This window comes from Allobosea eneae (assembly GCF_042657265.1).
Lineage (GTDB): Bacteria > Pseudomonadota > Alphaproteobacteria > Rhizobiales > Beijerinckiaceae > Allobosea > Allobosea eneae.
Window position 1 is genome coordinate 49,858 of record NZ_JBHSLW010000076.1, and the last position, 22,406, is coordinate 72,263.

The 22,406-nt window shown below is 68.0% G+C and carries 25 protein-coding genes; 12 read left to right on the forward strand and 13 right to left on the reverse strand.

Features of this window, described 5'->3' with window-relative positions; translation table 11 throughout:
• Nucleotides 1-110 precede the first annotated feature (110 nt).
• Together ACFPOB_RS27910 and ACFPOB_RS27915 are read left to right on the forward strand one after the other, a co-directional pair.
• On the forward strand, nucleotides 111-2,189 hold the full coding sequence (locus ACFPOB_RS27910) for an elongation factor G (RefSeq protein ID WP_377801523.1): 2,079 nt from the start codon (nucleotides 111-113) through the stop codon (nucleotides 2,187-2,189).
• Nucleotides 2,190-2,543: 354 nt separating this feature from the next.
• On the forward strand, nucleotides 2,544-4,262 hold the full coding sequence (locus tag ACFPOB_RS27915; protein WP_377801524.1) for an AMP-binding protein: 1,719 nt from the start codon (nucleotides 2,544-2,546) through the stop codon (nucleotides 4,260-4,262).
• 84 nt (nucleotides 4,263-4,346) lie between these two features.
• Here the strand turns inward: ACFPOB_RS27915 and ACFPOB_RS27920 are convergent, their stop codons facing one another.
• From ACFPOB_RS27920 to dapF, 3 genes are all read right to left on the reverse strand, one after another.
• Nucleotides 4,347-4,910, reverse strand: a complete 564-nt coding sequence (locus ACFPOB_RS27920; RefSeq protein WP_377801525.1) for a hypothetical protein — start codon at nucleotides 4,908-4,910, stop codon at nucleotides 4,347-4,349.
• 79 nt (nucleotides 4,911-4,989) lie between these two features.
• On the reverse strand, nucleotides 4,990-6,267 hold the full coding sequence (gene mtaB / locus ACFPOB_RS27925; RefSeq protein WP_377801526.1) for a tRNA (N(6)-L-threonylcarbamoyladenosine(37)-C(2))-methylthiotransferase MtaB: 1,278 nt from the start codon (nucleotides 6,265-6,267) through the stop codon (nucleotides 4,990-4,992).
• On the reverse strand, nucleotides 6,267-7,151 hold the full coding sequence (gene dapF / locus ACFPOB_RS27930; protein ID WP_377801527.1) for a diaminopimelate epimerase: 885 nt from the start codon (nucleotides 7,149-7,151) through the stop codon (nucleotides 6,267-6,269). The genes mtaB and dapF overlap by 1 nt, the downstream gene beginning before the upstream one ends.
• A gap of 141 nt (nucleotides 7,152-7,292) precedes the next feature.
• Here dapF and ACFPOB_RS27935 point away from each other — a divergent pair, with 141 nt between their 5' ends.
• On the forward strand, nucleotides 7,293-8,171 hold the full coding sequence (locus tag ACFPOB_RS27935; RefSeq protein ID WP_377801528.1) for a GyrI-like domain-containing protein: 879 nt from the start codon (nucleotides 7,293-7,295) through the stop codon (nucleotides 8,169-8,171).
• A 120-nt stretch (nucleotides 8,172-8,291) separates the two neighbouring features.
• Here ACFPOB_RS27935 and ACFPOB_RS27940 read toward each other — a convergent pair whose 3' ends face one another.
• Nucleotides 8,292-9,350, reverse strand: a complete 1,059-nt coding sequence (locus tag ACFPOB_RS27940; protein WP_377801529.1) for an MBL fold metallo-hydrolase — start codon at nucleotides 9,348-9,350, stop codon at nucleotides 8,292-8,294.
• A gap of 151 nt (nucleotides 9,351-9,501) precedes the next feature.
• Between ACFPOB_RS27940 and ACFPOB_RS27945 the strand changes: the two genes are divergently transcribed.
• A complete protein-coding gene (locus tag ACFPOB_RS27945; RefSeq protein ID WP_377801530.1) occupies nucleotides 9,502-10,359 on the forward strand; it encodes a CE1 family esterase in 858 nt (285 codons plus the stop codon).
• An 8-nt stretch (nucleotides 10,360-10,367) separates the two neighbouring features.
• Here the strand turns inward: ACFPOB_RS27945 and ACFPOB_RS27950 are convergent, their stop codons facing one another.
• The 3 genes from ACFPOB_RS27950 to ACFPOB_RS27960 form a co-directional block, all read right to left on the reverse strand.
• Nucleotides 10,368-10,994, reverse strand: a complete 627-nt coding sequence (locus ACFPOB_RS27950) for a LysE family translocator (RefSeq protein ID WP_377801531.1) — start codon at nucleotides 10,992-10,994, stop codon at nucleotides 10,368-10,370.
• 94 nt (nucleotides 10,995-11,088) lie between these two features.
• Nucleotides 11,089-11,676: a CAP domain-containing protein gene (locus ACFPOB_RS27955; protein WP_377801532.1), complete on the reverse strand. Its 588-nt coding sequence runs from the start codon at nucleotides 11,674-11,676 to the stop codon at nucleotides 11,089-11,091.
• Between the two features lie 109 nt (nucleotides 11,677-11,785).
• Nucleotides 11,786-12,199 (reverse strand): hypothetical protein, encoded by a 414-nt coding sequence (locus ACFPOB_RS27960; RefSeq protein ID WP_377801533.1) that lies wholly within the window; start codon nucleotides 12,197-12,199, stop codon nucleotides 11,786-11,788.
• Between the two features lie 372 nt (nucleotides 12,200-12,571).
• Here ACFPOB_RS27960 and ffh point away from each other — a divergent pair, with 372 nt between their 5' ends.
• From ffh to trmD, 5 genes are all read left to right on the forward strand, one after another.
• Nucleotides 12,572-14,149, forward strand: a complete 1,578-nt coding sequence (ffh, locus tag ACFPOB_RS27965) for a signal recognition particle protein (protein WP_377801534.1) — start codon at nucleotides 12,572-12,574, stop codon at nucleotides 14,147-14,149.
• Nucleotides 14,150-14,180: 31 nt separating this feature from the next.
• A complete protein-coding gene (rpsP, locus tag ACFPOB_RS27970) occupies nucleotides 14,181-14,543 on the forward strand; it encodes a 30S ribosomal protein S16 (RefSeq protein ID WP_377801535.1) in 363 nt (120 codons plus the stop codon).
• Nucleotides 14,544-14,644: 101 nt separating this feature from the next.
• Nucleotides 14,645-15,166 (forward strand): ribosome maturation factor RimM, encoded by a 522-nt coding sequence (gene rimM / locus ACFPOB_RS27975; protein ID WP_377801536.1) that lies wholly within the window; start codon nucleotides 14,645-14,647, stop codon nucleotides 15,164-15,166.
• Entirely contained in the window at nucleotides 15,156-15,827 is a 672-nt protein-coding gene (locus ACFPOB_RS27980; RefSeq protein ID WP_377801537.1) for an HAD family hydrolase, read from the forward strand. The genes rimM and ACFPOB_RS27980 overlap by 11 nt, the downstream gene beginning before the upstream one ends.
• A gap of 3 nt (nucleotides 15,828-15,830) precedes the next feature.
• The gene (trmD, locus tag ACFPOB_RS27985; protein ID WP_377801538.1) at nucleotides 15,831-16,550 is read left to right on the forward strand and encodes a tRNA (guanosine(37)-N1)-methyltransferase TrmD; all 720 of its coding nucleotides are present in this window, start codon (nucleotides 15,831-15,833) and stop codon (nucleotides 16,548-16,550) included.
• Nucleotides 16,551-16,650: 100 nt separating this feature from the next.
• Here the strand turns inward: trmD and ACFPOB_RS27990 are convergent, their stop codons facing one another.
• From ACFPOB_RS27990 to ACFPOB_RS28015, 6 genes are all read right to left on the reverse strand, one after another.
• Nucleotides 16,651-17,073, reverse strand: a complete 423-nt coding sequence (locus tag ACFPOB_RS27990) for a rhodanese-like domain-containing protein (RefSeq protein ID WP_377801539.1) — start codon at nucleotides 17,071-17,073, stop codon at nucleotides 16,651-16,653.
• A gap of 235 nt (nucleotides 17,074-17,308) precedes the next feature.
• Entirely contained in the window at nucleotides 17,309-17,941 is a 633-nt protein-coding gene (locus ACFPOB_RS27995; RefSeq protein ID WP_377801540.1) for a sugar O-acetyltransferase, read from the reverse strand.
• Nucleotides 17,942-17,991: 50 nt separating this feature from the next.
• A complete protein-coding gene (locus tag ACFPOB_RS28000) occupies nucleotides 17,992-19,194 on the reverse strand; it encodes a pyridoxal phosphate-dependent aminotransferase (RefSeq protein ID WP_377801541.1) in 1,203 nt (400 codons plus the stop codon).
• A 134-nt stretch (nucleotides 19,195-19,328) separates the two neighbouring features.
• Entirely contained in the window at nucleotides 19,329-19,562 is a 234-nt protein-coding gene (locus ACFPOB_RS28005; RefSeq protein WP_377801542.1) for a hypothetical protein, read from the reverse strand.
• A gap of 4 nt (nucleotides 19,563-19,566) precedes the next feature.
• Complete coding sequence (locus ACFPOB_RS28010; RefSeq protein WP_377801543.1) at nucleotides 19,567-19,797, reverse strand: hypothetical protein; 231 nt, start codon at nucleotides 19,795-19,797, stop codon at nucleotides 19,567-19,569.
• Nucleotides 19,798-19,807: 10 nt separating this feature from the next.
• Entirely contained in the window at nucleotides 19,808-19,993 is a 186-nt protein-coding gene (locus tag ACFPOB_RS28015) for a hypothetical protein (protein WP_377801544.1), read from the reverse strand.
• 130 nt (nucleotides 19,994-20,123) lie between these two features.
• Here ACFPOB_RS28015 and ACFPOB_RS28020 point away from each other — a divergent pair, with 130 nt between their 5' ends.
• From ACFPOB_RS28020 to ACFPOB_RS28030, 3 genes are all read left to right on the forward strand, one after another.
• Nucleotides 20,124-20,603 (forward strand): YaiI/YqxD family protein, encoded by a 480-nt coding sequence (locus ACFPOB_RS28020; RefSeq protein ID WP_377801545.1) that lies wholly within the window; start codon nucleotides 20,124-20,126, stop codon nucleotides 20,601-20,603.
• 214 nt (nucleotides 20,604-20,817) lie between these two features.
• Nucleotides 20,818-21,792 carry a Bug family tripartite tricarboxylate transporter substrate binding protein gene (locus tag ACFPOB_RS28025; protein WP_377801546.1) on the forward strand — a complete coding sequence of 325 codons (975 nt, stop codon included), beginning with the start codon at nucleotides 20,818-20,820 and terminating at the stop codon, nucleotides 21,790-21,792.
• A gap of 8 nt (nucleotides 21,793-21,800) precedes the next feature.
• The gene (locus ACFPOB_RS28030) at nucleotides 21,801-22,394 is read left to right on the forward strand and encodes a histidine phosphatase family protein (RefSeq protein WP_377801547.1); all 594 of its coding nucleotides are present in this window, start codon (nucleotides 21,801-21,803) and stop codon (nucleotides 22,392-22,394) included.
• Nucleotides 22,395-22,406 lie beyond the last annotated feature (12 nt).

Sequence of the window (22,406 nt, forward strand, 5' to 3'; positions counted from 1 at the left end):
GCCGTTCCGGCGTGGGCGCTCCATTACCGTTCCCGCCGGTCAATCGCCGCTCCGGACAAGAAGCCTTCATGGCCGTTGTCCGCGTGCGGCCAGAACCGAAGGAGGACGACATGGCTGCGACTGCCAGCAAGGGAGGAAACCCGTCCGGCGTCAGAGGCAGGGGGCCGCGATGCATCGCGATCGTCGGTCCCTTCCAGAGCGGAAAGACCAGCCTGTTCGAAAGCATCCTGGAGCGTTGCGGCGCCGTCTCGCGCGCCGGCTCCGTCAAGACCAGGAACAGCGTCGGCGACGCCTCGCCCGAGGCGCGCTCCCACCAGATGAGCACCGAGCCCAACGTCGCCAGCGTCGACTTCATGGGCGAGCGCTACACCTTCATCGACTGTCCCGGCTCGGTCGAGTTTCTTCAGGAGATGCGCCATGTCCTGCCGGCGGTCGACGCCGCGGTCGTGGTCTGCGAGGCCGATGACCGCAAGGCGCCGGCGCTCGAACTTGTGCTGCGCGAGCTCGAGGAGGCCGACATCCCGCGCTTCCTCTTCCTCAACAAGATCGACACCGCTTCGCGGCGCGTGCGCGAGACGCTCGGATTGCTGCAGCGCGCCTCGCGGACGCCGCTATTGCTCCGGCAGATCCCGATCTGGCAGGGCGGCATCGCCGTCGGCTTCATCGACCTCGCGCTGGAGCGGGCCTTCATCTATCGCGAGCATGCACCGAGCGAAGTGGTGCCGCTGGCACCCGAGGAGGTCGAGCGCGAGCGCGACGCCCGCTTCTCGATGCTGGAGAAGCTCGCCGACTATGACGACGAGCTCATGGAAGGCCTGCTCGGCGACATTGAGCCGCCGCGCGATCTCGTTTTCGACGACCTCGCGCGTGAACTGAAGGAACGTCACGTCGTGCCGGTGCTGATCGGCGCGGCCGAGCGCGGCAACGGCGTCACCAGGCTGCTCAAGGCGCTGAGGCATGAGGCACCGCCCCTGGAGGTGACGCGCGGGCGGATCGGCGTGGTCGACAGCGGGGCGCCGCTCGCGCTGGTCATGAAGACCTGGCAGTCCGGCCAGGGTGGCAAGCTCTCGCTGGCACGTGTGCTGCGCGGCCGGATGGCGGAAGGCGACGTGATTACCTCCTCCGGGGGCGTCGAAGCCCGCATCGCCGGCGTGCTCGAGCTCAAGGGCGCCGAGCAGCAGCGCCGCCCGGCTGCCGAGGAGGGCGAGACGGTCGCTTTCGCCCGGCTGGAAGGCGTGCGCACCGGCGATGCGGTCGCGGTCGGCAAGGTCCGGCCCGATGTCGTCAGCGCCGTCGCGCCGCCCGAGCCGGTCCATGCACTCTCGGTCGGCGTCAAGGATCGCAAGGACGATGTCAGGCTCACGACCGGCCTCGCCAAGCTGATCGAGGAGGATCCGGCGCTCGCCCTCGAGCATCGTCCGGAGTTCAGCGAGATGCGCCTCTCCGGCCAGGGCGAGATGCATCTGCGCGTCGCGCTCGAGCGGCTCGCTGGGCGCTACGGCGTCAATGTCGACAGCGGTGCGACCCAGATCGGCTATCGCGAGACTTTGCGCGGCAAGGCCAGCGCCCGTGGCCGGCACCGCAAGCAGAGCGGCGGCCATGGCCAGTTCGGCGACGTCGTCCTGGAAATCGCGCCGCTCCAGCGCGGCGAAGGCATCCGCTTCGTCGACCGCATCACCGGCGGCGTCGTGCCGAAGCAGTACATCTCCTCGGTCGAGGCCGGCGTGCGCGACTATTGCCAGCGCGGGCCGCTCGGCTTCCCGCTGGTCGACATCGAGGTGACGCTGACCGACGGCTCCTACCATACGGTCGATTCCTCCGACATGGCCTTCCGCCAGGCGGCGCGGATCGCGATGGGCGAGGCCTGCCCGCAGGCCAGGCCCGTGCTGCTGGAGCCCATCCTGGCGGTCGAGATCGTCATTCCCTCGGATGCGATGTCGCGGGCCTCGGCGATCGTCTCGGCAAGGCGTGGCCAGATCCTCGGCTATGATGCGCGGCCGGGCTGGCGCGGCTGGGACCAGATCAACGCGCTGATGCCGGAGGCGGAGATGAGCGGGTTGATCGTCGAACTGCGCTCGGCGACTGCGGGTGTCGGCACCTTCAGCGCCCGCTTCGACCATCTCGCCGAACTCGCCGGCAAGCCGGCCGACGCGGTGGTCGCGGCGCAGGCGCTGGTGCAGGCACGTTGAGGCCGCGGTCCCATGGCGCTGCATGCTGGAGGGGAAAATCAGGAAAATAGACTAAAGTCTATGAACGAAAAGCGGAGAACGAATTCCGGTCAGGATGTCTCGCCCTGACCGGATCCGCTTCTGGCGATGGCGCGGCGCTTGGCCTGCCAGCTGGTGTAACGCCGCGCCACGCGCAGTTGCAGATTGAAGGTTTATATGTAAACTTTTCAGCGGCGGATGCTTGCGCCCGCCGCTAGGCTTGCGCAGTGTAGCGCAGGACAATCAGAAGGTGCGGAGCGTGATCGGCCGATGCCGAGCGTCCGCCAGCGGGACCCACACCCGGTAACAGGGCGGGCCGCAGAGGGGAGGATGAAGATGACGGCTCTTTCCGCGGTTCAGGCGACATCGGATGCACGCCCCTGGCTGGCGCATTATCCGCCAGCCGTGCCGCCGACCATCGACGAGGCGAAGGTCGGCACGCTGGCCGACCTGATCCGTGGCGCCTACGAGACCTATCCTGATCGCCAGGCCTTCGAGAGCTTCGGCAAGTCGATCACCTTCGCCGAGGTCGGGCGCACGGCGCGAGCTTTTGCCGCCTGGCTGCAGGCGCAGGGCTTCAAGAAGGGCGACCGCATCGCGCTGATGATGCCGAACATCCTCGCCAATCCGGTGACGATCTTCGGCACGCTGCTCGGCGGCTTCACCGTGGTCAACGTCAACCCGCTCTACACGGCCCGTGAGCTGACGCATCAGCTCAACGATTCCGGCGCCCGTGCCCTGGTCGTGATCGAGAACTTCGCTCATGTCGTCGAGGAGGCCCGGCCCAATCTCAAGCTGGAATCGATCATCATCGCCACGGCCGGCGACCTGATGGGCTTCAAGGGCGCGATCGTCAATTTCGTCGCCCGTAAGATCAAGAAGGTGGTCAAGCCCTACAATCTGCCGGGGGCCGTGCCGCTCAAGACCATCCTGGCGCATCCGGGGACGATGAGCCCGGTCACGATCGCGCCCGAGGATGTCGCCTTCCTGCAATACACCGGCGGCACCACCGGCGTCGCCAAGGGTGCGACGCTGACCCACCACAATGTCGCTTCAAATGTTGCGCAATGCGCGCTCTGGCTCGGCTGGGAGCTCGAGGCGCCGCATGGCCGCACCGACTATCAGCACGTCATGGTGACGGCGCTGCCGCTCTATCACATCTTCGCCTTGACCTGCTGCTGCATGTTCATGTTGCGGATCGGCGCCAAGAGCCTGCTGATCGCCAATCCGCGTGACATCGCCGGGTTCGTGAAGATCCTGAAGGGCACCCGGTTCACGCTCTTCTCCGGCGTCAACACGCTCTACAACGCACTCGCCAGCCATCCCGAGATCAAGGAGGTGGATTTCTCGGAACTGCGCTTCGCCATCGCCGGCGGCATGGCGACGCAGGCCGCCGTCGCCAAGCGCTGGAAGGACGCCACCGGCCGGCCGATCATCGAAGGTTATGGCCTGTCGGAGACCTCGCCGGTCGCCTCGGTCAACCGCACCGACATCACCGAGTTCACCGGCACGATCGGCTACCCGCTGTCCTCGACCGACTTCGCCATTCGCGACGCCGAGGGCAACGACGTGCCGGTCGGTCAGCCCGGCGAGATCTGCATCCGCGGGCCGCAGGTCATGGTCGGCTACTGGAACCGGCCGGATGAGACCGCCAAGGTGATGACGGCAGACGGCTTCTTCCGAACCGGCGATGTCGGCGTCCTCCTGCCGGACGGGCAGTTCAAGGTCGTCGACCGGATGAAGGACATGGTCATCGTCTCCGGCTTCAACGTCTACCCGAACGAGGTCGAGGACGTCCTCGCCAAGCATCCCGGCGTGCTGGAATCAGCCGTGATCGGCCTGCCGGACGAGCATTCCGGCGAGGCGGTGACGGCCTTCGTCGTCAAGCGCGATCCGGCTGTGACGGCCGACGAGTTGCGCGCCTTCTGCAAGGAGAACCTGACCGGCTACAAGGTGCCCAAGCAGATCATCTTCCGCGAGACGCTGCCGAAGACCAATGTCGGCAAGGTGTTGCGCAGGGCGCTGCGCGAGGAGGTCGCCGGGCAGAAGGTCTGACCTTTTTGGCTCCACGGCTCTCATCCTGAGAAAGGCCGCGCAAGCGGCCGTCTCACGCGATGATGGCACCGGTCCTTGAGCCACTTACTCCGGCGCGTGGATCGTCGAACGCAGCGCCTTGAACTGCGGCAGCGCAGCGGCGAGGCTCGCCTGATCGGTGACACAGATCAGCGCGGTGCGGCCCTTGGCCGTCTCCATGGTCGAGGTGAACATGCGCACGTTCTGCGCATTCGGCCCGGCCTTGGGGATCACGATCAGCTCGATGCCGGTGAAGCCCTGATGCTCGAACAGCTTGAGATCGGACACGGTGCCGATCGTCTCGAACATGTTGCGATAGAGCTGCTGCCACTCAGGCTTGGCCATCTGCTCGTTGACGATCTCGCGCGTCAGCTGGGCGTTCTGCGCCGCGCGCTTGAAGCCGAGCGTGCAGAGCTGGCCGCTGCTGTTGACCGCCTTGGGCGTGCCCGTCTTCGAACTGATGTCGATCGTCACATCGAATTGCGGATGCCGCCCGCCGGCCTCGGCCTTGAAGCCGGCGGGGGACGCGATCGACAGGCCGCTCGCGGGATCGCCATAGGATTGCGCATTGGCGCCCCAGGCGAACAGGATGGCGGCGAAGGCGGCGGAGAGGTGAAGCGATCTGGTCATGGCGAGGGGCTAGTTCCGGATTGCGACAACAAGGAGACGGATGAATCGCAGTCGGCTATGGGCGGCATGGGCCGGCTGGTCAAGCAGCCAGCAGCGATTTACCGGCCTGGGCATGGGCGGTCACCGGCAGGATCTGGCCGGGTGCGACATGGCTGCCGAAGCGCACCAGCGTGAAATCCTCCGCGCGACCGGTATCGCCACGCTCCGTCAAGACGGAGAGCGGCCGGCCGATCCGGGCCCCGAGATGCCGGGCATGGGCTGCTTCCGCCGCCTCCCGCAGGCGGGCCGCGCGTTCCTTGATTTCGCTGCCGGCGACCTGCGGCATGCGTGCCGCCGGCGTGCCTGGACGCGCCGAGAATGGGAAGCCGTGGACATAGGACAGCCCGCACTCCTCGATCAGGGCGAGCGTGCGCGAGAACATCGCCTCGTCCTCAGTCGGGAAGCCGGCGATCAGGTCGGCGCCGAAGACGATGTCGGGTCTGAGGTCGCGCATCTCCTTGCAGAATGCGACGGCCTCGGCACGGCTGTGACGGCGCTTCATCCGCTTCAGCACGAGATCGTCGCCCGATTGCAGCGAGAGATGCAGATGCGGCATCAGCCGCGGCTCTTCCGCGATCAGGGTTCGCAGCTCGTCATCGATCTCGACCGCGTCGAGCGAGGACAGGCGCAGCCGCTTCAGCTCCGGCAGTGCGGCGAGCATCGCGCCGACAAGCGTGCCGAGTGTCGGGCCGTTCGGCTGCTCGCGGCCATAGCTGGTCAGGTCGACGCCGGTCAGCACGATCTCGCTGGCCCCGTCCGCGACGAGGCGGCGTGCCTGCGCCACAGCCTCGTCGACCGGTGCGGAGCGGGCATTGCCGCGGCCGAGCGGGATGACGCAGAAGGTGCAGCGATGGTCGCAGCCGTTCTGCACCTGCAAAAAGCCGCGCGTGTGCTGGCCGAGCGCCTGCGTGCGGTGAGGGGAGGCATCGCGGGCCTGCATGATATCGCCGACGACGATCTTGCTCGCCGGCTCATCGGTCTGGCCCACAGCCCGCAGGCTGTTCGAGCTTGCAAGAGTTCGCCAATGCGCCGCATCGAGCTTCTCGGCATTCCCCAGCACCCGCGCTACCTCCGGCATGGCGGCGAAGCGTCCGGGCTCGATCTGCGCGGCGCAGCCGGTGACGATGATCGGGCGATCGGGCTTGTCACGGGCGAGCCGGCGGATCGCCTGGCCGGCCTGGCGCACCGCTTCCGCCGTCACCGCGCAGCTGTTGATCACCGCGACGTCGGCTAGGCCGGTGGCCAGCGCCTGCCGCTCGATCGTCTCGCTCTCCACGAGATTGAGCCGGCAGCCGAAGGTGACGAGCTCGACGCCCATCAGGCGACGGCCGCGAAGAGCCCGGGCTCCAGCACGCCGTCCCAGTCGAGCGCGGCCGGCCCGGTCATCAGCACATGGCCGTCGCTCTCGCGCCATTCGATCGTAAGATCGCCGCCGGGCAGGCTGACGGTCGCCTTGCGCACGGAGAGCTCGCGGCGCACCGCCGCGACCAGCGCCGCGCAGGCGCCCGAGCCGCAGGCGCGGGTGATGCCGGCGCCGCGCTCCCAGACGCGCAGCACGATATGGTCCGGCGCCTCGACCGCGGCGAGGCCGATATTGGCGCGGTCCGGGAAGATCGGATGGTTCTCTAGCAGCGGGCCGATCTGCTCCAGGTTGAAGCGATAGGGATCGTCGACGAAGAAGACGGCGTGCGGATTGCCCATGCTGACGGCGCAGGGCGTGTGCAGGATCGGATCGTCGATCGGGCCGATCTGCAATTCGAAGCGGCTGGTGTCCTCGAAGGGCTCGGCCAGCGGGATCTCGTCCCAGGCGAGGCGCGGCGCCCCCATGTCGACGGTGAAGGCGGTCTCCGACAGGCGCGCCACCGGCAGCAGCCCGGCCTTGGTCTGCAGGAGCAGGCCGTCGCGGCCGGCTTGCCCCATCTGCGGGTCGGCGGTCATCGCCCAGGCGACGCAGCGCGTGCCGTTGCCGCAGGCGCCGGCCTCGGAGCCGTCGGTGTTGTAGATGCGGACATAGGCGTCGGTGCCGGACGCCTTGGCGTCGTGCAAGACCATAAGCTGGTCGAAGCGGCTGCGCTCCTGGCTCGCGATCGCGCGTGCCTCGGCTTCGCTGACGACGTGCTTCGTCCCGCGCAGGTCGAGCACGGTGATCTCGTTGCCGAGTCCGTTCATCTTGAGGAACCGGCGATTGGCGAGGGCGTTCATATGGTCACACGTCTTTGATGATGCGGGTATATGAGCCTGACGCCGAAAAAATGCCACCCTTCGCGATCTTCCTGCCGTAACGGGATCGTCGTAGCGTGCGGCACGGCGCGAATCGGTCGTGTCAGCTCGGGATATTCGGGTATGCGGCAGTCGAGATTCAGCGCGCTCCTTCTGGCGCTCGCCTTTGCCTATCCGGCCGCCGCGCAGACGCGCGTCGCGCCGCCCACCGCCGTGGAGAGCGCGCCGCTCGCCGCCCCGCCCGGCACCGCGACGCCCGCGCAGAATGCGCGGCCTGCCCAGCAGGCTCCGACCCAGACTCAGGGCACTCCACCGGCCCCGGCCGAGCCGCAGCCCGTGCAGCCGCCGCCGGCGCCGCAGGCTCCGATCGTGCCGCAGCCGGTCCAGCCTGCGCCGACGCCCCAGACGCCGGTGGAGCCACAGCCGGTCCAGCCGCCGCCGACCCTGCCCGCTCCGCAGCCGGCGCCCCCCGTCCAGCAACAGCAAACCGGCGCGCCCAATCCGAACGCGACGCTCGCCGGCAAGCCGGGCGATCCTTCGGATGTCGACGAGATCCAGCTGGTGGCAAAGCCCGTGCTGATGACGGCAGGACAGTCGAGCTGGGACCAGGGCTTCCAGAAGCTGTCGGAGGCGATCACGCTGCTGCGGGCCGAGGCCGGCAAGGCCGGGCTCAATGTCGCCGGACGGCCGCTGAGTCTGTTCGTCGAAACCGACGACAACGGCTTCAAGTTCGAGGCGATGCTGCCGGTCGACAAGGCAGCGGAAGCAGCCTCTCAGCTGGCTGCCGGCGTGCGCAACGGCCAGTCACCGGCGGGACGCTCGCTACGCTTCGTCCACACCGCGCCCTATGACGACATCGATTCGACCTATGAGACGATCACGGCCTATCTCGAGGCCAAGAACATCGTCGTGAAGGACGCGTTCCTCGAGGAATATGTCAGCGACCTCAAGGACCCCGGCGATCCGAACCTCGAGATCAACGTCTACGTCCAGCCGAAGTAGAGATTGGTCCTATCCCCGTCATGGTCGGGCTTGTCCCGGCCATCCACGTCTTCGCTTCGCCGATCGCGTACCGCGTCCAAGACGTGGATGGTTGCCGCAAGGGCGAGGACGACGGGCAGCCTATGCCTCCCAGACCAGCCCCGGCCGCATCGGCCGGAATCGGTCCGCCGGCAGCCCGGCCTTCTCCAGCGCGACCGTGAGCGCCTCGGGCGGGCGGGTGACGCCCTCGTCGGTGAGCTGGAACGTGCCCCAATGGTGGCCGAGCGCCTGCTCGGCCCGCAGCGAGCGCATGACCTTGACCGCCTCTTCCGGGTTCATGTGGTTGTCGCTCATGAACCAGCGCGGCTCATAGGCGCCGATCGGCAGCGCCGCCAGCCGGAACGGGCCGTGTTCCCGGCCGAGCCGCTCATAGAGCGAGCCGTCATGATAGCCGGTGTCGCCGATATGGAAGAGCTTGCCGGCCGGCGTCTCAATCACGAAGGAGCACCAGAGCGCCATGCGCCGGTCGAAGGCGCCGCGTGCCGACCAGTGATAGCTCGGCACCAATGTGGTCGCGACTTTGTCCGAGAGCTCAAGCCGCGCGCCCCAGTCATGCGCCTCGGCCCGGATGCTCGCCGCGCGCCCCTTGACGATCACGTCGTTGCCGAGCGGCATGATCATGCGCGGATTGTCGCGCGCATGCACCTGCGCCAGCGTCTCGACGTCGAGATGGTCGTAATGGTTGTGGGTGACCAGCACGACGTCGATCGTCGGCAGGTCGGCGAAGGCGACGCCCGGGGCGTTGACCCGCTTTGGCCCGAAGAAGGAGAACGGGCTGGCACGTTCGGAAAAGACCGGGTCGATCAGGATGTTGAGGCCGGCGATCTGGTAGAGGAAGGAGGCGTGGCCGAGATGGACGACGCGCAGGCCCTCGACGCGAGCGGGCGGCTTGTCCTGCGGCGGCGCCTCATACCGTGCCGGGAAGGCCTCGCGCTGGCGCTGCGAGAACTGCCAGCGCAGCACATCGGTGAGTCCCTTCGTGACCGGCCGGCCGTCCGTGAAGACGAGCCCGTCGAAATGGTCGCTGACCGGGCCCTGGTAATAGGGGTTGCGCGAGCGCGCATAGGACGCCCAGGCAAGGCCGGTCGAGCCGAGCAGCGCGGGGATGCCGAGAAGGCGCAGGAGTTTGCGACGGGTCATGGCATCGAGAAGTCGTGCGCGGATCGCAAAGCGTCAAGCCCGGGCTACTGGTTTCAAGACAACTTGATCGCGGCTGACACCCATCGTCAGCCTCGAGCCTTGATCGGTTCGGGAAGACCGGCATAGTCCCGCCACGTCTCGCGAGGCTGCCATGGCTAGGCTCTTCCTGTTCTCGACCCTTTTCCTCGGCCTCGCCGGCAGCGCCGCGCAGGCTTGCGGCGGGCAGGGCGAGCCGTGCAAGGTTCCGCTCGGCGACTATCACGCCGCCGTTCCCACTGTTGCACCGCCGCCTGCCGAGAAGCGCCCGGCCGTATTGTTCTTCCACGGCGCAGGCGGAGGCGGCGATGCGATCCTGGCGGCCGACTCCGTCCTGCGGCCCTTCGTCGAGGCCGGCTATGTTGTGCTCGGGCCGAACGGGCTCGTGATGCCGAACAGCCGCTATGGTCGCGGCTGGTCCTTTCTGCCGGACGCGCCGCAGCAACGCGACGAGCTCGCCTTCGCGCAGCAGGTGCTGGGCGATGCCGTTGCCCGCTTCGACATCGATCGCACGCGCGTCCTCGTCGGTGGTTTCTCGATCGGCGCGTCGCTGACCTGGTATCTCGCCTGCCGGCAGCCCGATCTCGGCGCCGCCTATGCGCCGCTGGCCGGCAATTTCTGGCGGCCGCAACCGGAAAAATGCGCCGGGCCGGTCGACATTCTGCAGACTCACGGCTGGCGCGACGAGGTCTTCCCGCTTGAAGGCCGCCAGCTCGGACCGAAGCACGCGCAGGGCGACGTGTTCGAGGGGCTGCAGCTCTGGCGCGCGACCGACGGCTGCAAGAGCACGCGCCCCGACGCGATCGAGGTACGTGGGCCGGTCTGGCAGCGCTCATGGACGAAGTGCGAGAGCGGCCGCCAGGTCTCGCTGGTGCTCCATGCCGGTGGGCATGAGGACCCGCCGACGGAATGGGCCGAGCTGGCGCGCCACTGGTTCGAGGCGCGCCTGAAAGCCCGGCCGGCAGCGAACTGAAGGCGGCTTCAGCTGCTGCCGGAGCGCACCGCGACGGTGGCGATGCCGGCGCCGATCAGCAATGTGCCACCGGCCTTGTTGAACAGGCCGATCGCGCGGGGATTGCCGACGAGGGCGCGGGCGCGCGAGGCGATCAGCGCATAGCCGAAGGCGTTGGCGAAGGCGAGGGTGATGAAGGTCGCCTCGAAGATCAGCATCTGCGTCCAGAAATCCGCCTTCGGGTCGAGGAACTGCGGCAGGAAGGCGACGAAGAAGGTGATGCTCTTCGGGTTCAGCGCCGTCACCAGCCAGGCATGGCCGAGCATCTTCAGCGCCGAGCTGGCGTCCTTGCGCGGTTCGGCGTCCAGGCTGCCGCCGGCGCGGAAGAGCTTGACGCCGAGATAGATCAGATAGGCCGCGCCCGCCCATTTCAGCGCGGTGAAGATCGTCGCCGAGGTCGCCAGCAGGGCGCCGACGCCGAGCATCGACAAGGTCATCGCCGTGAAGTCGCCGAGCGCGACGCCGATCGCCATCGGCAGCGCGGTGCGCCAGCCCTGGCCGAGCGCATAGGAGATCACCAGCAGGATGGTCGGGCCGGGGATGACGAGAAGGACTGCGGTGGCGGCGGCGAAGGCGGCCCAGGCTTCGAAGGTCATGATGTGAAGGCTCCGCTAAAAACCAGAGCCATCACCAGAGCGGGGCGCTTGTAAAGCGGCTTTTTTCGAACGAGCCGGCAGCGCCATTGCCGGCCTAGAGCGACGGGCCCCAGCGGAAGGTCGTCGTCCCGCTGCCGCGCACCGGCACCAGAGGCCCGGCCGACATCTCCCGGCGTTTCTCCGGGTCGCCCGCCAACACCAGCGTCCACCATGCGCCGTAGCGGGTCTGCGGGTTCTTTGCGAGGGCAAGGCCGATGCGCGTCGCCTGCGGCATCGACAGGTTGGCTTCGTGGCCGGACGATTTCTTCCAGCCGTCGAAGGCCTCTTGCGTCGAGTAGTAGCCAGCGCCGAGATTCTCCGCGGCGCGCACCGTGTCGAGGCCGGCGGCGCTGACGCGGGAATTGAAGCTGCCGGCGGCGCTGTGGGAAAGGTCGTCGCTGGCGGCCATCGCGTCGGACTGGCGCTGCGCCATCGCGGTCAGCGTCGAATCGAGCCGAACCGGGCCGAGGCCCTTGCCGGCGCGATAGGCGTTGAGGATGCGCACCGCCTCGGCCGGGTCGGCCTTCACCGCCGCGAGCCGCTCCTGCTTGCGCGCGCTTGGAGCCGCGGTCTCGCGCTGCGCTCCGGCGCAGCCGGCCAGAAGCAGGGCGATCAGGAGGGCTGTGCCCGAATGCTTCGTCATCTATGGGGGATCCTGTCAGGCACCGTCGGCTGGCGTATCCGCCTAATGGCGGATTCTGGCAGGATTGTCGCGGCGCCTACCTGAGACGAGGCGCCGCGCCCTCGCTTGACTAGCCCTGCGCCCCCGATATGACCCGGCAGAGTGCGTCGCGGATATAGCTCTCCGATGCGACCTGGCCCTGCTGGATGAAGAAGACCGCATCGACCCTTGTGCCGCTGCCGCTCTTGCGCGCGGTGATGCGCAGATGCTGCGGCCGGCCGGAGCCGGAGGTCTCCTGGATCGCCAGCACCGAGCTGGTCGCATTGTCGATCCGCATGTCGGCGAAGCCTTCGGCCGAGACGGCGGCGCCGAGATCCTTCAGCACCCGCGCCGGGGCGCGCTTGGGCACCATGTCCCAGGTCTTGTAGGTCAGGCCGGTCAGCATCGGCGTGCCGACCACCGAGAAATTGCCTTCGCAGGATTGGGCCTGCGCCTGGGTGAGGCCGAGCGCGAACAGCGCGGCGGCAAGGACCGGAAGCTTCATGTCATCTCCGTGATGAGGATCGCGCGCGGCTGGCGCAGCCGCCGCTTGCGCGCTTCAGCTTGACTTTCGCCGCATTTGTCCGCTTTAACGCGCGCAATCGTTTCGCCGACATCGCCGAAACCTCATCCGCCGACCGGGCCGCCTCGCGGCTGTCTGCATCATCCCGAAAAGTGCCTTGCGGTTTTCGGATCAGATGATGCCAGAAAAACGAGCCCGGAGGTCAACGCCCGACAGCGCGTCTGCGCCCTCGGGCGCGAAACCGTTTGGCGGATAGCCCAGGTGATGTCGGCTCTAGAGCCGGATCCGATTAGACTTCAGCCTGATCGGTGAATCCGTCTCTCACTTTGTTGAGGCCAGGCAAAGCAGGACCGCATGTTCGGCACGCTGAGCGACAGACTTTCCGGCATCCTCTCGGGCCTGACCCGCAGGGGCGCGCTGACCGAGGACGACGTCAACGCCGCGCTGCGCGAGGTTCGCCGGGCGCTGCTCGAGGCCGACGTCGCGCTCGAGGTCGTGCGCAGCTTCACCGACAAGGTCCGTGAGCGCGCCGTCGGCGCCGAGGTGCTGAAGTCGGTCACGCCCGGCCAGCAGGTCATCAAGATCGTCAACGACGTGCTGATCGACACGCTGGGCGGCGAGGGCGAGGGCATCACCTTCGACGCCGTGCCGCCGGTGCCGATCCTGATGGTCGGTCTGCAAGGCTCGGGTAAAACCACCTCCACGGCCAAGATCGCCAGGCGCCTGACGGACCGGGACAAGAAGAAGGTCCTGATGGCCTCGCTCGACACGCGCCGTCCGGCCGCGATGGAGCAGCTCGCCATCCTCGGCAAGCAGGTCGGCGTCGAGACACTGCCGATCGTCGCCGGCCAGTCGGCGGTGCAGATCGCCAGGCGCGCCGTCGAGGCCGGCAAGCTCGGCGGCTACGACGTCGTCATGCTCGACACCGCCGGCCGCGTCACGCTCGACGAAGCGCTGATGGCCGAGGTCGCCGAGGTCAAGGCGGCGACCAATCCGCATGAAGTCCTGCTCGTCGCCGACGCGCTGACCGGCCAGGACGCGGTCAACACCGCCCGCGCCTTCGACGGCCGCGTCGGCCTGACCGGCATCGTGCTGACCCGCATGGACGGCGACGGACGCGGCGGCGCTGCGCTCTCGATGCGCGCCGTCACCGGCAAGCCGATCAAGCTCGTCGGCACCGGCGAGAAGACCGACGCGCTCGAGGATTTCCATCCTTCGCGCGTCGCCAACCGCATCCTCGGCATGGGCGACATCGTCGGCCTGGTCGAGAAGGCGGCCGCCACCGTCGACGCCGACAAGGCGCAGGCGCTGGCCCAGCGTCTGGCCAAGGGCAATTTCGATCTCGGCGACCTGCGCACCCAGCTCCAGCAGATGGAGAAGATGGGCGGCCTCGGCGGGCTGATGGGCATGCTGCCCGGCATGGCGCAGATGAAGAGCCAGATCGCTAACGCCAAGATGGACGACAAGGTCATCGCCCGGCAGATCGCGATCATCAATTCGATGACGGCGGCCGAGCGCAAGAACCCCGATTTGCTCAAGAACAGCCGCAAGAAGCGCATCGCCGCAGGCTCCGGCACCTCGCCCGAGGCGATCAACAAGCTGCTCAAGATGCATCGCCAGATGGCGGACATGATGAAGCAGATGGCCCGCCAGAAGGGCGGCATGCTCGGCAAGCTCGGCAGCATGTTCGGCCTCGGCGGCGGCATGGGCAGCATGCCCGCCGGCATGCCCGACCCCTCCAAGATGGATCCCGCCCAGCTCGCCGAACTGCAGAAGCAGCTCGGCGCCGGCGGCGGCCTGCCTTCGCTGCCCCCGGGTGGCTTCCCCGGTCTGCCCAAGGGCGTCACCCCGCCCGCCGGCATGATGCCGAAATTGCCCGGCCTCGGCAGCGGTCTGCCCGGCCTCGGCAACAACCCGTTCAAGAAGAAGTAATTCTACCGCTCGAACCAAAGGAAGAAGAGCAATGTCCCTGAAGATCCGCCTGACCCGTGGCGGCGCCAAGAAGCGCCCGTACTACCGCATCGTCGTCGCCGACGCCCGCTCGCCGCGCGATGGCCGTTTCATCGAGAAGATCGGCGCCTATGACCCGATGAAGGCCAAGGACTCGCCGGAGCGCGTCGTGCTCGACCTCGAGAAGGCCAAGGCCTGGCTCGCCAAGGGCGCCCAGCCGACCGACCGCGTCCTGCGCTTCCTCGACGCCGCCGGCGTCGCCAAGCGCCCGGCCCGCAACAACCCGAACAAGGCCGTTCCCGGCGACAAGGCCAAGGAGCGCGCCGAGAAGAAGGCCGAGAAGGCCGCCGCCCCGGCCGAAGCCGCGGCTGAGTGAGCCTTCGATGTTCAGGGCGTCATTCCCGGGCGAAGCGCAGCGGAGACCCGGGAATTTCCGGCAGGAGATGCTCGGGTCAAGCCCGAGCATGACGCGCTGACATGAGCGACGATCTCGTCCTGCTCGGCATCGTCGGCGCGCCGCATGGCGTGCGCGGCGAGGTCCGGATCAAGGCCTTCACGGCCGATCAGCTGGCGCTCGCAGAGTATGGTCCGCTCGTCGACGAGAAGGGCCGGCGCTTCGAGATCGCCGACATCCGTCCCGCCAAGGAAGTGGTCGTCGCCCGGCTCAAGGGCGTGACCAGCCGCGAGGCGGCCGAGCTGCTGAACGGCGTCAGGCTCCATATCGAGCGCTCGCGCCTGCCGGCGCCCGAGGACGAGGACGAGTTCCTGCAGGCCGATCTCGTCGGCTGCAGCGTCATCGGCCCTGACGGCGCCGTCCTCGGCACCGTCACCGCCGTCGCCAATTACGGCGCCGGCGACCTCATCGACATCGAGACGCAAGATGGCCGCTCGGTGCTGATGCCTTTCACCAAGGCCTATGCGCCGCGCATCGACATTGCGGCCAAGCGCATCGAGGCCCTGCCTCCCGCCGGTCTGTTCGAGGATGACGATGCTGCCTGAGACTCCGGCCAAGGGCCTGATCTTCGACATGGACGGCACCATCGTCGACAATATGCGCTACCATGACGACGCCTGGGAGGGCTGGTACCGCAAATACGGCCTGCCCTTCGAGCGCGCGACCTTCTCGCAGCGCACCGCCGGCATGGCGGTCTCCGACATCATCGGCCCGCATTTTCCCGGCGCCGATGCCGCCGAGCTCCACCGGCTCGCCGAGGAGAAGGAAGAACTCTACCGCGAGACCTACGGTCCGCTGGTCACGCCGCTCGGCGGATTGATCGACCTGCTCGACCGGGCGCGCGATCATTCCGTCCCGATGGCGGTCGGCACCGCTGCCGCGCCCCCGAACATCGCGCTGATCCTCGACACGCTCTCCTTGCGCCAGCGCTTCGCTACCATCGTCTCGCCGAGCCAGGGCTATCCCGGCAAGCCGCATCCCGACATGTTCCTGGCGGCGGCCGAGCGCATGGGTGTCGCCCCGGCCGATTGCATCGTCTTCGAGGATGCGCCGAACGGCGTCGAGGCAGCCCGCCGCGCCGGCATGCGTGCGGTCGCGGTGCTGACCATGCTGCCGGCCGCGGCCTTCGCCGCCTTCGACAACGTCATCGCCAGTGTCGACGACTATGCGGCGCTGGACGGCAATCCGGCGCTGCGCTTTGCTTGAGCGATGGCATTCCGCGCCTCGGTCCTGACCCTCTATCCCGAGATGTTCCCCGGCCCGCTCGGCGCCTCGCTGGCGGGTGAGGGCCTGCGCACCGGGCTCTGGTCGCTGGAGACGCACCAGATCCGCGAGCACGGCATCGGCCGCCATCGCAATGTCGATGACACGCCTGCCGGCGGCGGCGCCGGCATGGTGCTGCGCTGCGATGTGCTGGCGGCGGCAATCGATGCGGCGGTCCCGGCCGGCGATACTCGGCCGCGCCTGTTGATGTCCCCGCGCGGCCGGCCGCTCAGCCAGCGCATGGTCAGGGACTATGTTGCCGGCGAGGGCGTCGTCATCGTCTGCGGCCGCTTCGAGGGCGTCGACGAGCGCGTGATCGAGGGGCGGGGGCTGACCGAGGTCTCGATCGGCGACTACATCCTCTCCGGTGGCGAGATGGCCGCCATGGTGCTGCTCGACGCCTGCGTGCGCCTGATCCCCGGCGTGATGGGCAAGGAAGCCTCCGGCACAGAGGAGAGCTTCGAGAATGGCCTGCTCGAATATCCGCACTACACCCGTCCGCGCGAATGGGAGGGCAGGGGCCTGCCCGAGGCGCTGCTCTCCGGCGACCACGCCCGCATCGCAAGGTGGCGGCGCGAGCAGGCGGAGAGGATCACGAGGGAGAGAAGGCCGGATCTCTTGAACCGTTCTCCCCTCGGGGGAGAAGGTGGCAGCGCGAAGCGCTGACGGATGAGGGAAGGACAGGCTCGACCTGTCCTTGTCTCACCTGGTCGAACCGCCCTCATCCCCTGCCGGACCTTCTCCCCCGAGGGGAGAAGGAAGCGCGTCACGGATAGCTCGTCACCGGCAAGCCTTCCGCCAGCCAACCCTTGTCCTTGGGATTGCCGAGCAGGCCGCCGCGGACGTCGACCAGCTCCTTCCAGCCGCGCGCCGCGAGCGTCTTCTGCAAGGTCGAGGTCCGGTTGCCGGTCCGGCAGATCAGCGCGATCGGCTTGCCGGGATGGTCGAGCTTCAGCGCCGCCAGCCTGACTTCGAAGCCGCTGCCGGTCATGTCGAGCTTGATCGCGCCGTCCGGCACGCCGGTATCGGCCCATTCCTCGGGCGTGCGGATGTCGACGAGGACGAGCTTGCCGGCCTTGGCCGCCTCATGCGCCTCGCGGACGGAGAGCGAGGGCAGGGGTGTCTGCGCCTCGGCGCGGCCCGAGAGCGGGCACAGGGCGGCGAGCAGCAGGAGCGCACGACGGTTCATGCCGGAGCGATACCCCCAAGGCGTGGGCTGCCGCAATTCACGAAGCTTGGAAATGATCGGCGGCGCTCCATAGGCGTTTGACGATCCTCAGCCCTCATCCTGAGGAGCGGACGTCAGTCCGCGTCTCGAAGGATGCTCCAGCGGGTTCGGGAGCCTCCTGGAGCATCCTTCGAGACGCCATTCCCATGGGAATGGCTCCTCAGGATGAGGGCTCGGGGAATTTCGAGTCAGACACTCAGGATGAGGGCTGTGGGCAGCCGGACAGAATTTGTGGGCGCGTCGAGCGAAACCCGGTCCTGTCCGCCTCGGTGATCGCGCGCAGCACCTTGCAGGGCACACCTGCCGCGATCACACCGGCAGGAACATCGCGGGTCACGACGCTGCCGGCGCCGATGATGGCGTCGTCGCCGATGCTGACGCCCTGCATGATCTGGACGCCGCCGCCGACCCAGACCCGGTCGCCGATCGTCACCGGCCTGGCATAGCAGCCGCCGGCGACGCGCTCGGCCGGGTCGATGGCGTGATTGGAGGTGTAGATGCCGACGCGCGGGCCGAGCAGGACATGGTCGCCGATGGTGATCTCGCCGCCATCGAGCATGACGCAGTCGAAATTGGCGTAGAAGCTGTGGCCGATCGAGATGTTGAAGCCGAACTCGCAGCGGACATTCGGTTCGAAATGGGCGCCGGGGCCGACATCGCGCAGGAAAGCGCGCAACAGCGCCTCGCGCTCGGCCTGCGGCTGGCCAAAGCTGCGGTTGTAGGCGTCGGTCAGGCCGACGGCACGCGCGCGCGCCGCGATCAGCTCGGGCGTGAGATCGTCGTACATGCGCCCCGACAGCATCAGGGCACGCTGGTCTTCCAGTGTCATCGCAGATCAGGACGAAGCCGGCAGCCTAAGCCGCCGGCCTCTGTCCAGTCTCAGCGCAGCTCGGCGCAGAAGCGCTGGATGCGGCGGCAGGCCTCTTCCAGCTTCTCGTCCGAGGTGGCGTAGGAGATGCGGAAGTTCGGGCCGAGGCCGAAAGAGGAGCCGTGCACGGCGGCGACCGCCTCGTTCTCCAGCAGGCCCATCACCAGGTCCTCGTCGGTCTCGATCTTTTTGCCGTTCGGCAGGGTCTTGCCGATCAGTTCCGAACAGTCCGGATACACGTAGAACGCGCCTTCCGGCGTCGGGCACTTCAGCCCGCGGGTCTGGTTGAGCATGGAGACCACGAGGTCGCGCCGACGCTCGAACGCCTTCTTGAACACCGGGATGTGCTCCTGCGTGCCGTCGAGCGCCTCGACCGCGGCCCATTGCGAGATCGCCGAGGTGCCGGAGGTCTGCTGGCCCTGGACCAGATCCATGGCGTTGATCAGGTGCTGCGGGCCGGCGGCGTAGCCGATGCGCCAGCCGGTCATGGCATAGGACTTCGAGACGCCGTTCATGGTCAGCGTGCGCTCGTAGAGGCCGGGCTCAACCTGCGCCGGGGTGACGAATTTGAAGTCGCCATAGACCAGGTGCTCGTACATGTCGTCGGTAAGGATCCAGACATGCGGATGGCGCATCAGCACCTCGGTCAGCGCCTTCATCTCGTCATGGGTGTAGGCGGCGCCCGACGGGTTCGACGGCGAGTTCAGGATCAGCCACTTGGTCTTCGGCGTGATCGCGGCCTCGAGGTCGGCCGGCTGGAGCTTGAAGTTGTTTTCGAGGCGCGCCTCGCAGAAGGTCGGGGTGCCGCCGCAAAGGGCGACCATCTCGGGATAGCTGACCCAGTAGGGCGCGACGCAGATCACCTCGTCGCCCGGGTTCAGCGTGGCCAGCAGCGCGTTGTAGATGACGTGCTTGCCGCCGGTGCCGACGATGGTCTGCGAGGCCTTGTAGTCGAGGCCGTTCTCGCGCTTCAGCTTGCGGGTGATCGCCTCGCGCAGCTGCGGGATACCGGGGACCGGCGTGTACTTGGTCTCGCCGCGGCGGATCGCTGCGATCGCCGCTTCCTTGATATTGTCCGGCGTGTCGAAATCGGGCTCGCCGACGGAGAGCGAGATCACGTCCTTGCCCTGCGCTTTCAGATCGCGCGCCTTCTGCGTGATGGTGATGGTCGCAGACGGCTTCACGCGCTTCAGGGCGTCGGCAAGGAAAGCCATGATCCAGATCTCCGGGAGGGCAATGGCGCCCGTCGGGGGCGCGGGGCGTGGTTTAGGCTCCCGGGGCGGGCACTGCAAGCGACAGAGCTTGATATCGGCCAGAAACGACAGGAATGGCAGAAAGGCCGCCTTGCTCAGGCGGCCTCTCGCAAGCGCTCGCGGCGGCGCTGCACCGTCGCGACCGCGACGGCATTCCAGCGCGGTCGGCCGAAACAGGGAAAGCCGCGCCGGTTGAGCCGGCGCGCGATATCGGCGGGATTGCTGATGCCGGCCTCGACGAGCTGGTCGATCAGCGCGCCGGCAGCTTCGAGGAAGATGGCGAGCAGCGCCCGGTCGAGCTCGCGGCTCGCCTTGCTGGCACTGGGCATCCCGTCAATGGATGCCCATGCCATAGCTCGGCTCGACACCGTTCGGCGAGATCAGCACGGCATTGGGGTGGCCGCCCTCGGCGAGGGCGAAGCGCACCGCCTCTTTCTGGTTGCGGAAGATGCCCTCGCTGCGGCCTTCGAGGTCACGGGCGACCCAGAAGCCGTGGCTCGACTGGCCGACAAGGAAGAGATGGCTCTCGCCGGTGAGCGGCTGCAGTGGCTTGAATTGTCCCACGACGGCATCCTCAGTTCGGCAAGGCGAACCAGGCGCGCAGGCCGATGAAGGCGGCGGCGGCCAGTGCGAACACGGCGAGCGCGACCATCTCGGCGCAGAGGATTCCGACGACCGGGCGGCGGCTGGCGACGCTGTCATAGACGGCGCGGGCGCGGCGCTGCTGGCTGGTGCGGAACAGGGAAGTGTTCATCGACATATATATCGACCTCCATCGATGCCGATGATGTAGGTCTGCCCCCGATAAGACCGCCATGCGGAAGGCGTTCTGGCGCATAAGGCCGGCATAAAGGCTTGCGCAGGGCCCGTCCGGCTGCGATGCCGGCGCCATGGACGCTCTCGCCAACACCATCGTGATCTATGTCGACGCCGACGCCTGCCCGGTGAAGCCGGAGATCTACCGCGTCGCCGAGCGGCACCGGCTCAAGGTCTTCGTCGTCGCCAACAGCTTCATGCAGGTGCCGCGCGAGCCCTGGATCGAGCGCGTCGTCGTGCCCGGCAATTTCGACGCCGCCGATGACTGGATCGCCGAGCGCGCCTGCCGTGGCGCGATCGCGATCACCGCCGACATCCCACTCGCGGACCGCTGCATCAAGGCCGGCGCCGATGTGATCGGCCCGACCGGCAAGCCTTTCACCGAGGCCTCGATCGGCATGGCGCTGGCGACGCGCGACATGATGGAGGACCTGCGCGCCATGGGCAGTGTCGGCGGCGGGCCCAAGCCATTCTCGCAGAAGGATCGCTCGGCCTTCCTGCAGGCGCTGGACGTTGCCGTGCAGCGGCTGAAGCGGGCTGGTTTCTCAGCCTGATCGTCATTGCGAGGAGCGCAGCGACGAAGCAATCCAGGGGGACGTGGAGCGCTGCCGCCCTGGATTGCTTCGCTCACGCTCGCAATGACTGTCCCATACTGCGCTCCGCCCGAGAATGACGGCTGCTGTAGCCAGTCGCTGGACGAAAAATCTCTTTGCCCCTAATCCTGCCGCGAAAGCCCGTCTTCGAACCGGGCTCCCCGGGAGGAAATACATGTCGCTGACCCGCCGTTCCACGCTCGGCCTCGTCGCCGGCGCCGTCTTCGCTCCGGCCATCGTCCGGGCGCAGAGCTATCCGTCGAAGCCGATCACCCTGGTCGTGCCCTATCCGGCAGGCGGGCCAACCGATGCGATCGCGCGCTTCGTCGCGCAGGACCTTTCGACCTCGATCGGCCAGAACGTCGTCGTCGACAACCGCGCCGGCGCCTCGGGCGCGGTCGGCACCCGCGCCGTCGCGCATGGCGCCGCCGATGGCCACACCTTCATCTTCGGCAACAACCAGACGCACGGGAACAACATGTTCCTGCTGAAGGAGCCGGGCTATGACGCCGTCAAGGATTTCGCGCCGGTCGCCGGCGTCGGCGCCTTCGAGCACGCCTTCGTCGTCCGCAACGATCTGCCGGCGAAGAACATCAAGGAGCTGATCGCGCTCGCCAAGGCCGATCCGGGCAAGCTCAACTATGGCTCGACCGGCGTCGGCTCCGGCTCGCATCTGGCCATGGAGCTGTTCATGCAGCGCACCGGCATCAAGATGACCCATGTACCGTTCCGGGGCGCGGCGCCGCTGGTGCAGGAGATCATCGGTGGGCGCATCGACATCGCCAATTCGACGCTGCCTTCGGTGCTGGAGCAGATCACGGCCGGCAATCTGCGCGTCATCGCGCTGGCGAGCCCCGAGCGCAACCCGCGCGCCAAGGACATCCCGACCTTGCGCGAGCAGGGCGTGACGAACGCCGACGCTGACAGCTGGGCCGCCTTCTTCGCTCCGGCCGCGACGCCGGCGCCGATCCTCGATACCCTGTCGAAGGCCGTATTGGCTTCGCTCGCCAAGCCGGCGATCGCCGAGCAGATCCTCAAGCTTGGCTTCACCCTCAAGGTCCGCGACCCCGCCGCCTTCCGGCCCTATCACCAGCAGGAAATCGCGACTTGGGAGAAGATCATCAAGGACGCTGGCGTAAAGCCGGAGTGAACCTTCCGGTGGGTGCGTCTGCGCCGCTGCCGCGCCGGCTCGTGCTGGTCGCGCTCGCCACGCTGTCGCTTGTGGCAACTGCGGCGGCGCGCGAGCGCGCGGACGCCCTGTGGGATGCGCTGGCCCAACCCGGGCACATCGCCCTGATGCGTCACGCCGAGGCGCCCGGGGTCGGCGATCCCGCCCAGTTCCGGCTCGGCGACTGCGCGACGCAGCGCAATCTCGACGAGCGAGGTCGGGCGCAGGCCCGCCGGATCGGAGAGGAGTTCCACCGGCGGGCCGTCCGCGTCGTCCTCGTGCTCACGAGCCAGTGGTGCCGGGCGCGCGACACGGCGCAGCTGATGGGCCTGGGGACCGTCGAGGACGCTCCCGAGGCATTGAACTCCTTCTTCGGCCGCCCTGGGGAGCGCGAGGCTGCGACCGCCGCGCTCCGCCGGCGGCTCTCCGGCCTGCCGCCTGATGCCGGCACCGTCGTGATGGTGACCCATCAGGTCAACATCACCGCGCTGACCGGAGTGTTCCCCAGGTCGGGCGAGATCGTGGTGCTGCGTCGCGAGCCCGACGGCGGCACCAGCGTGCGCGGCACGATCCCTGCGCCGTGACGGCGAGCGAGA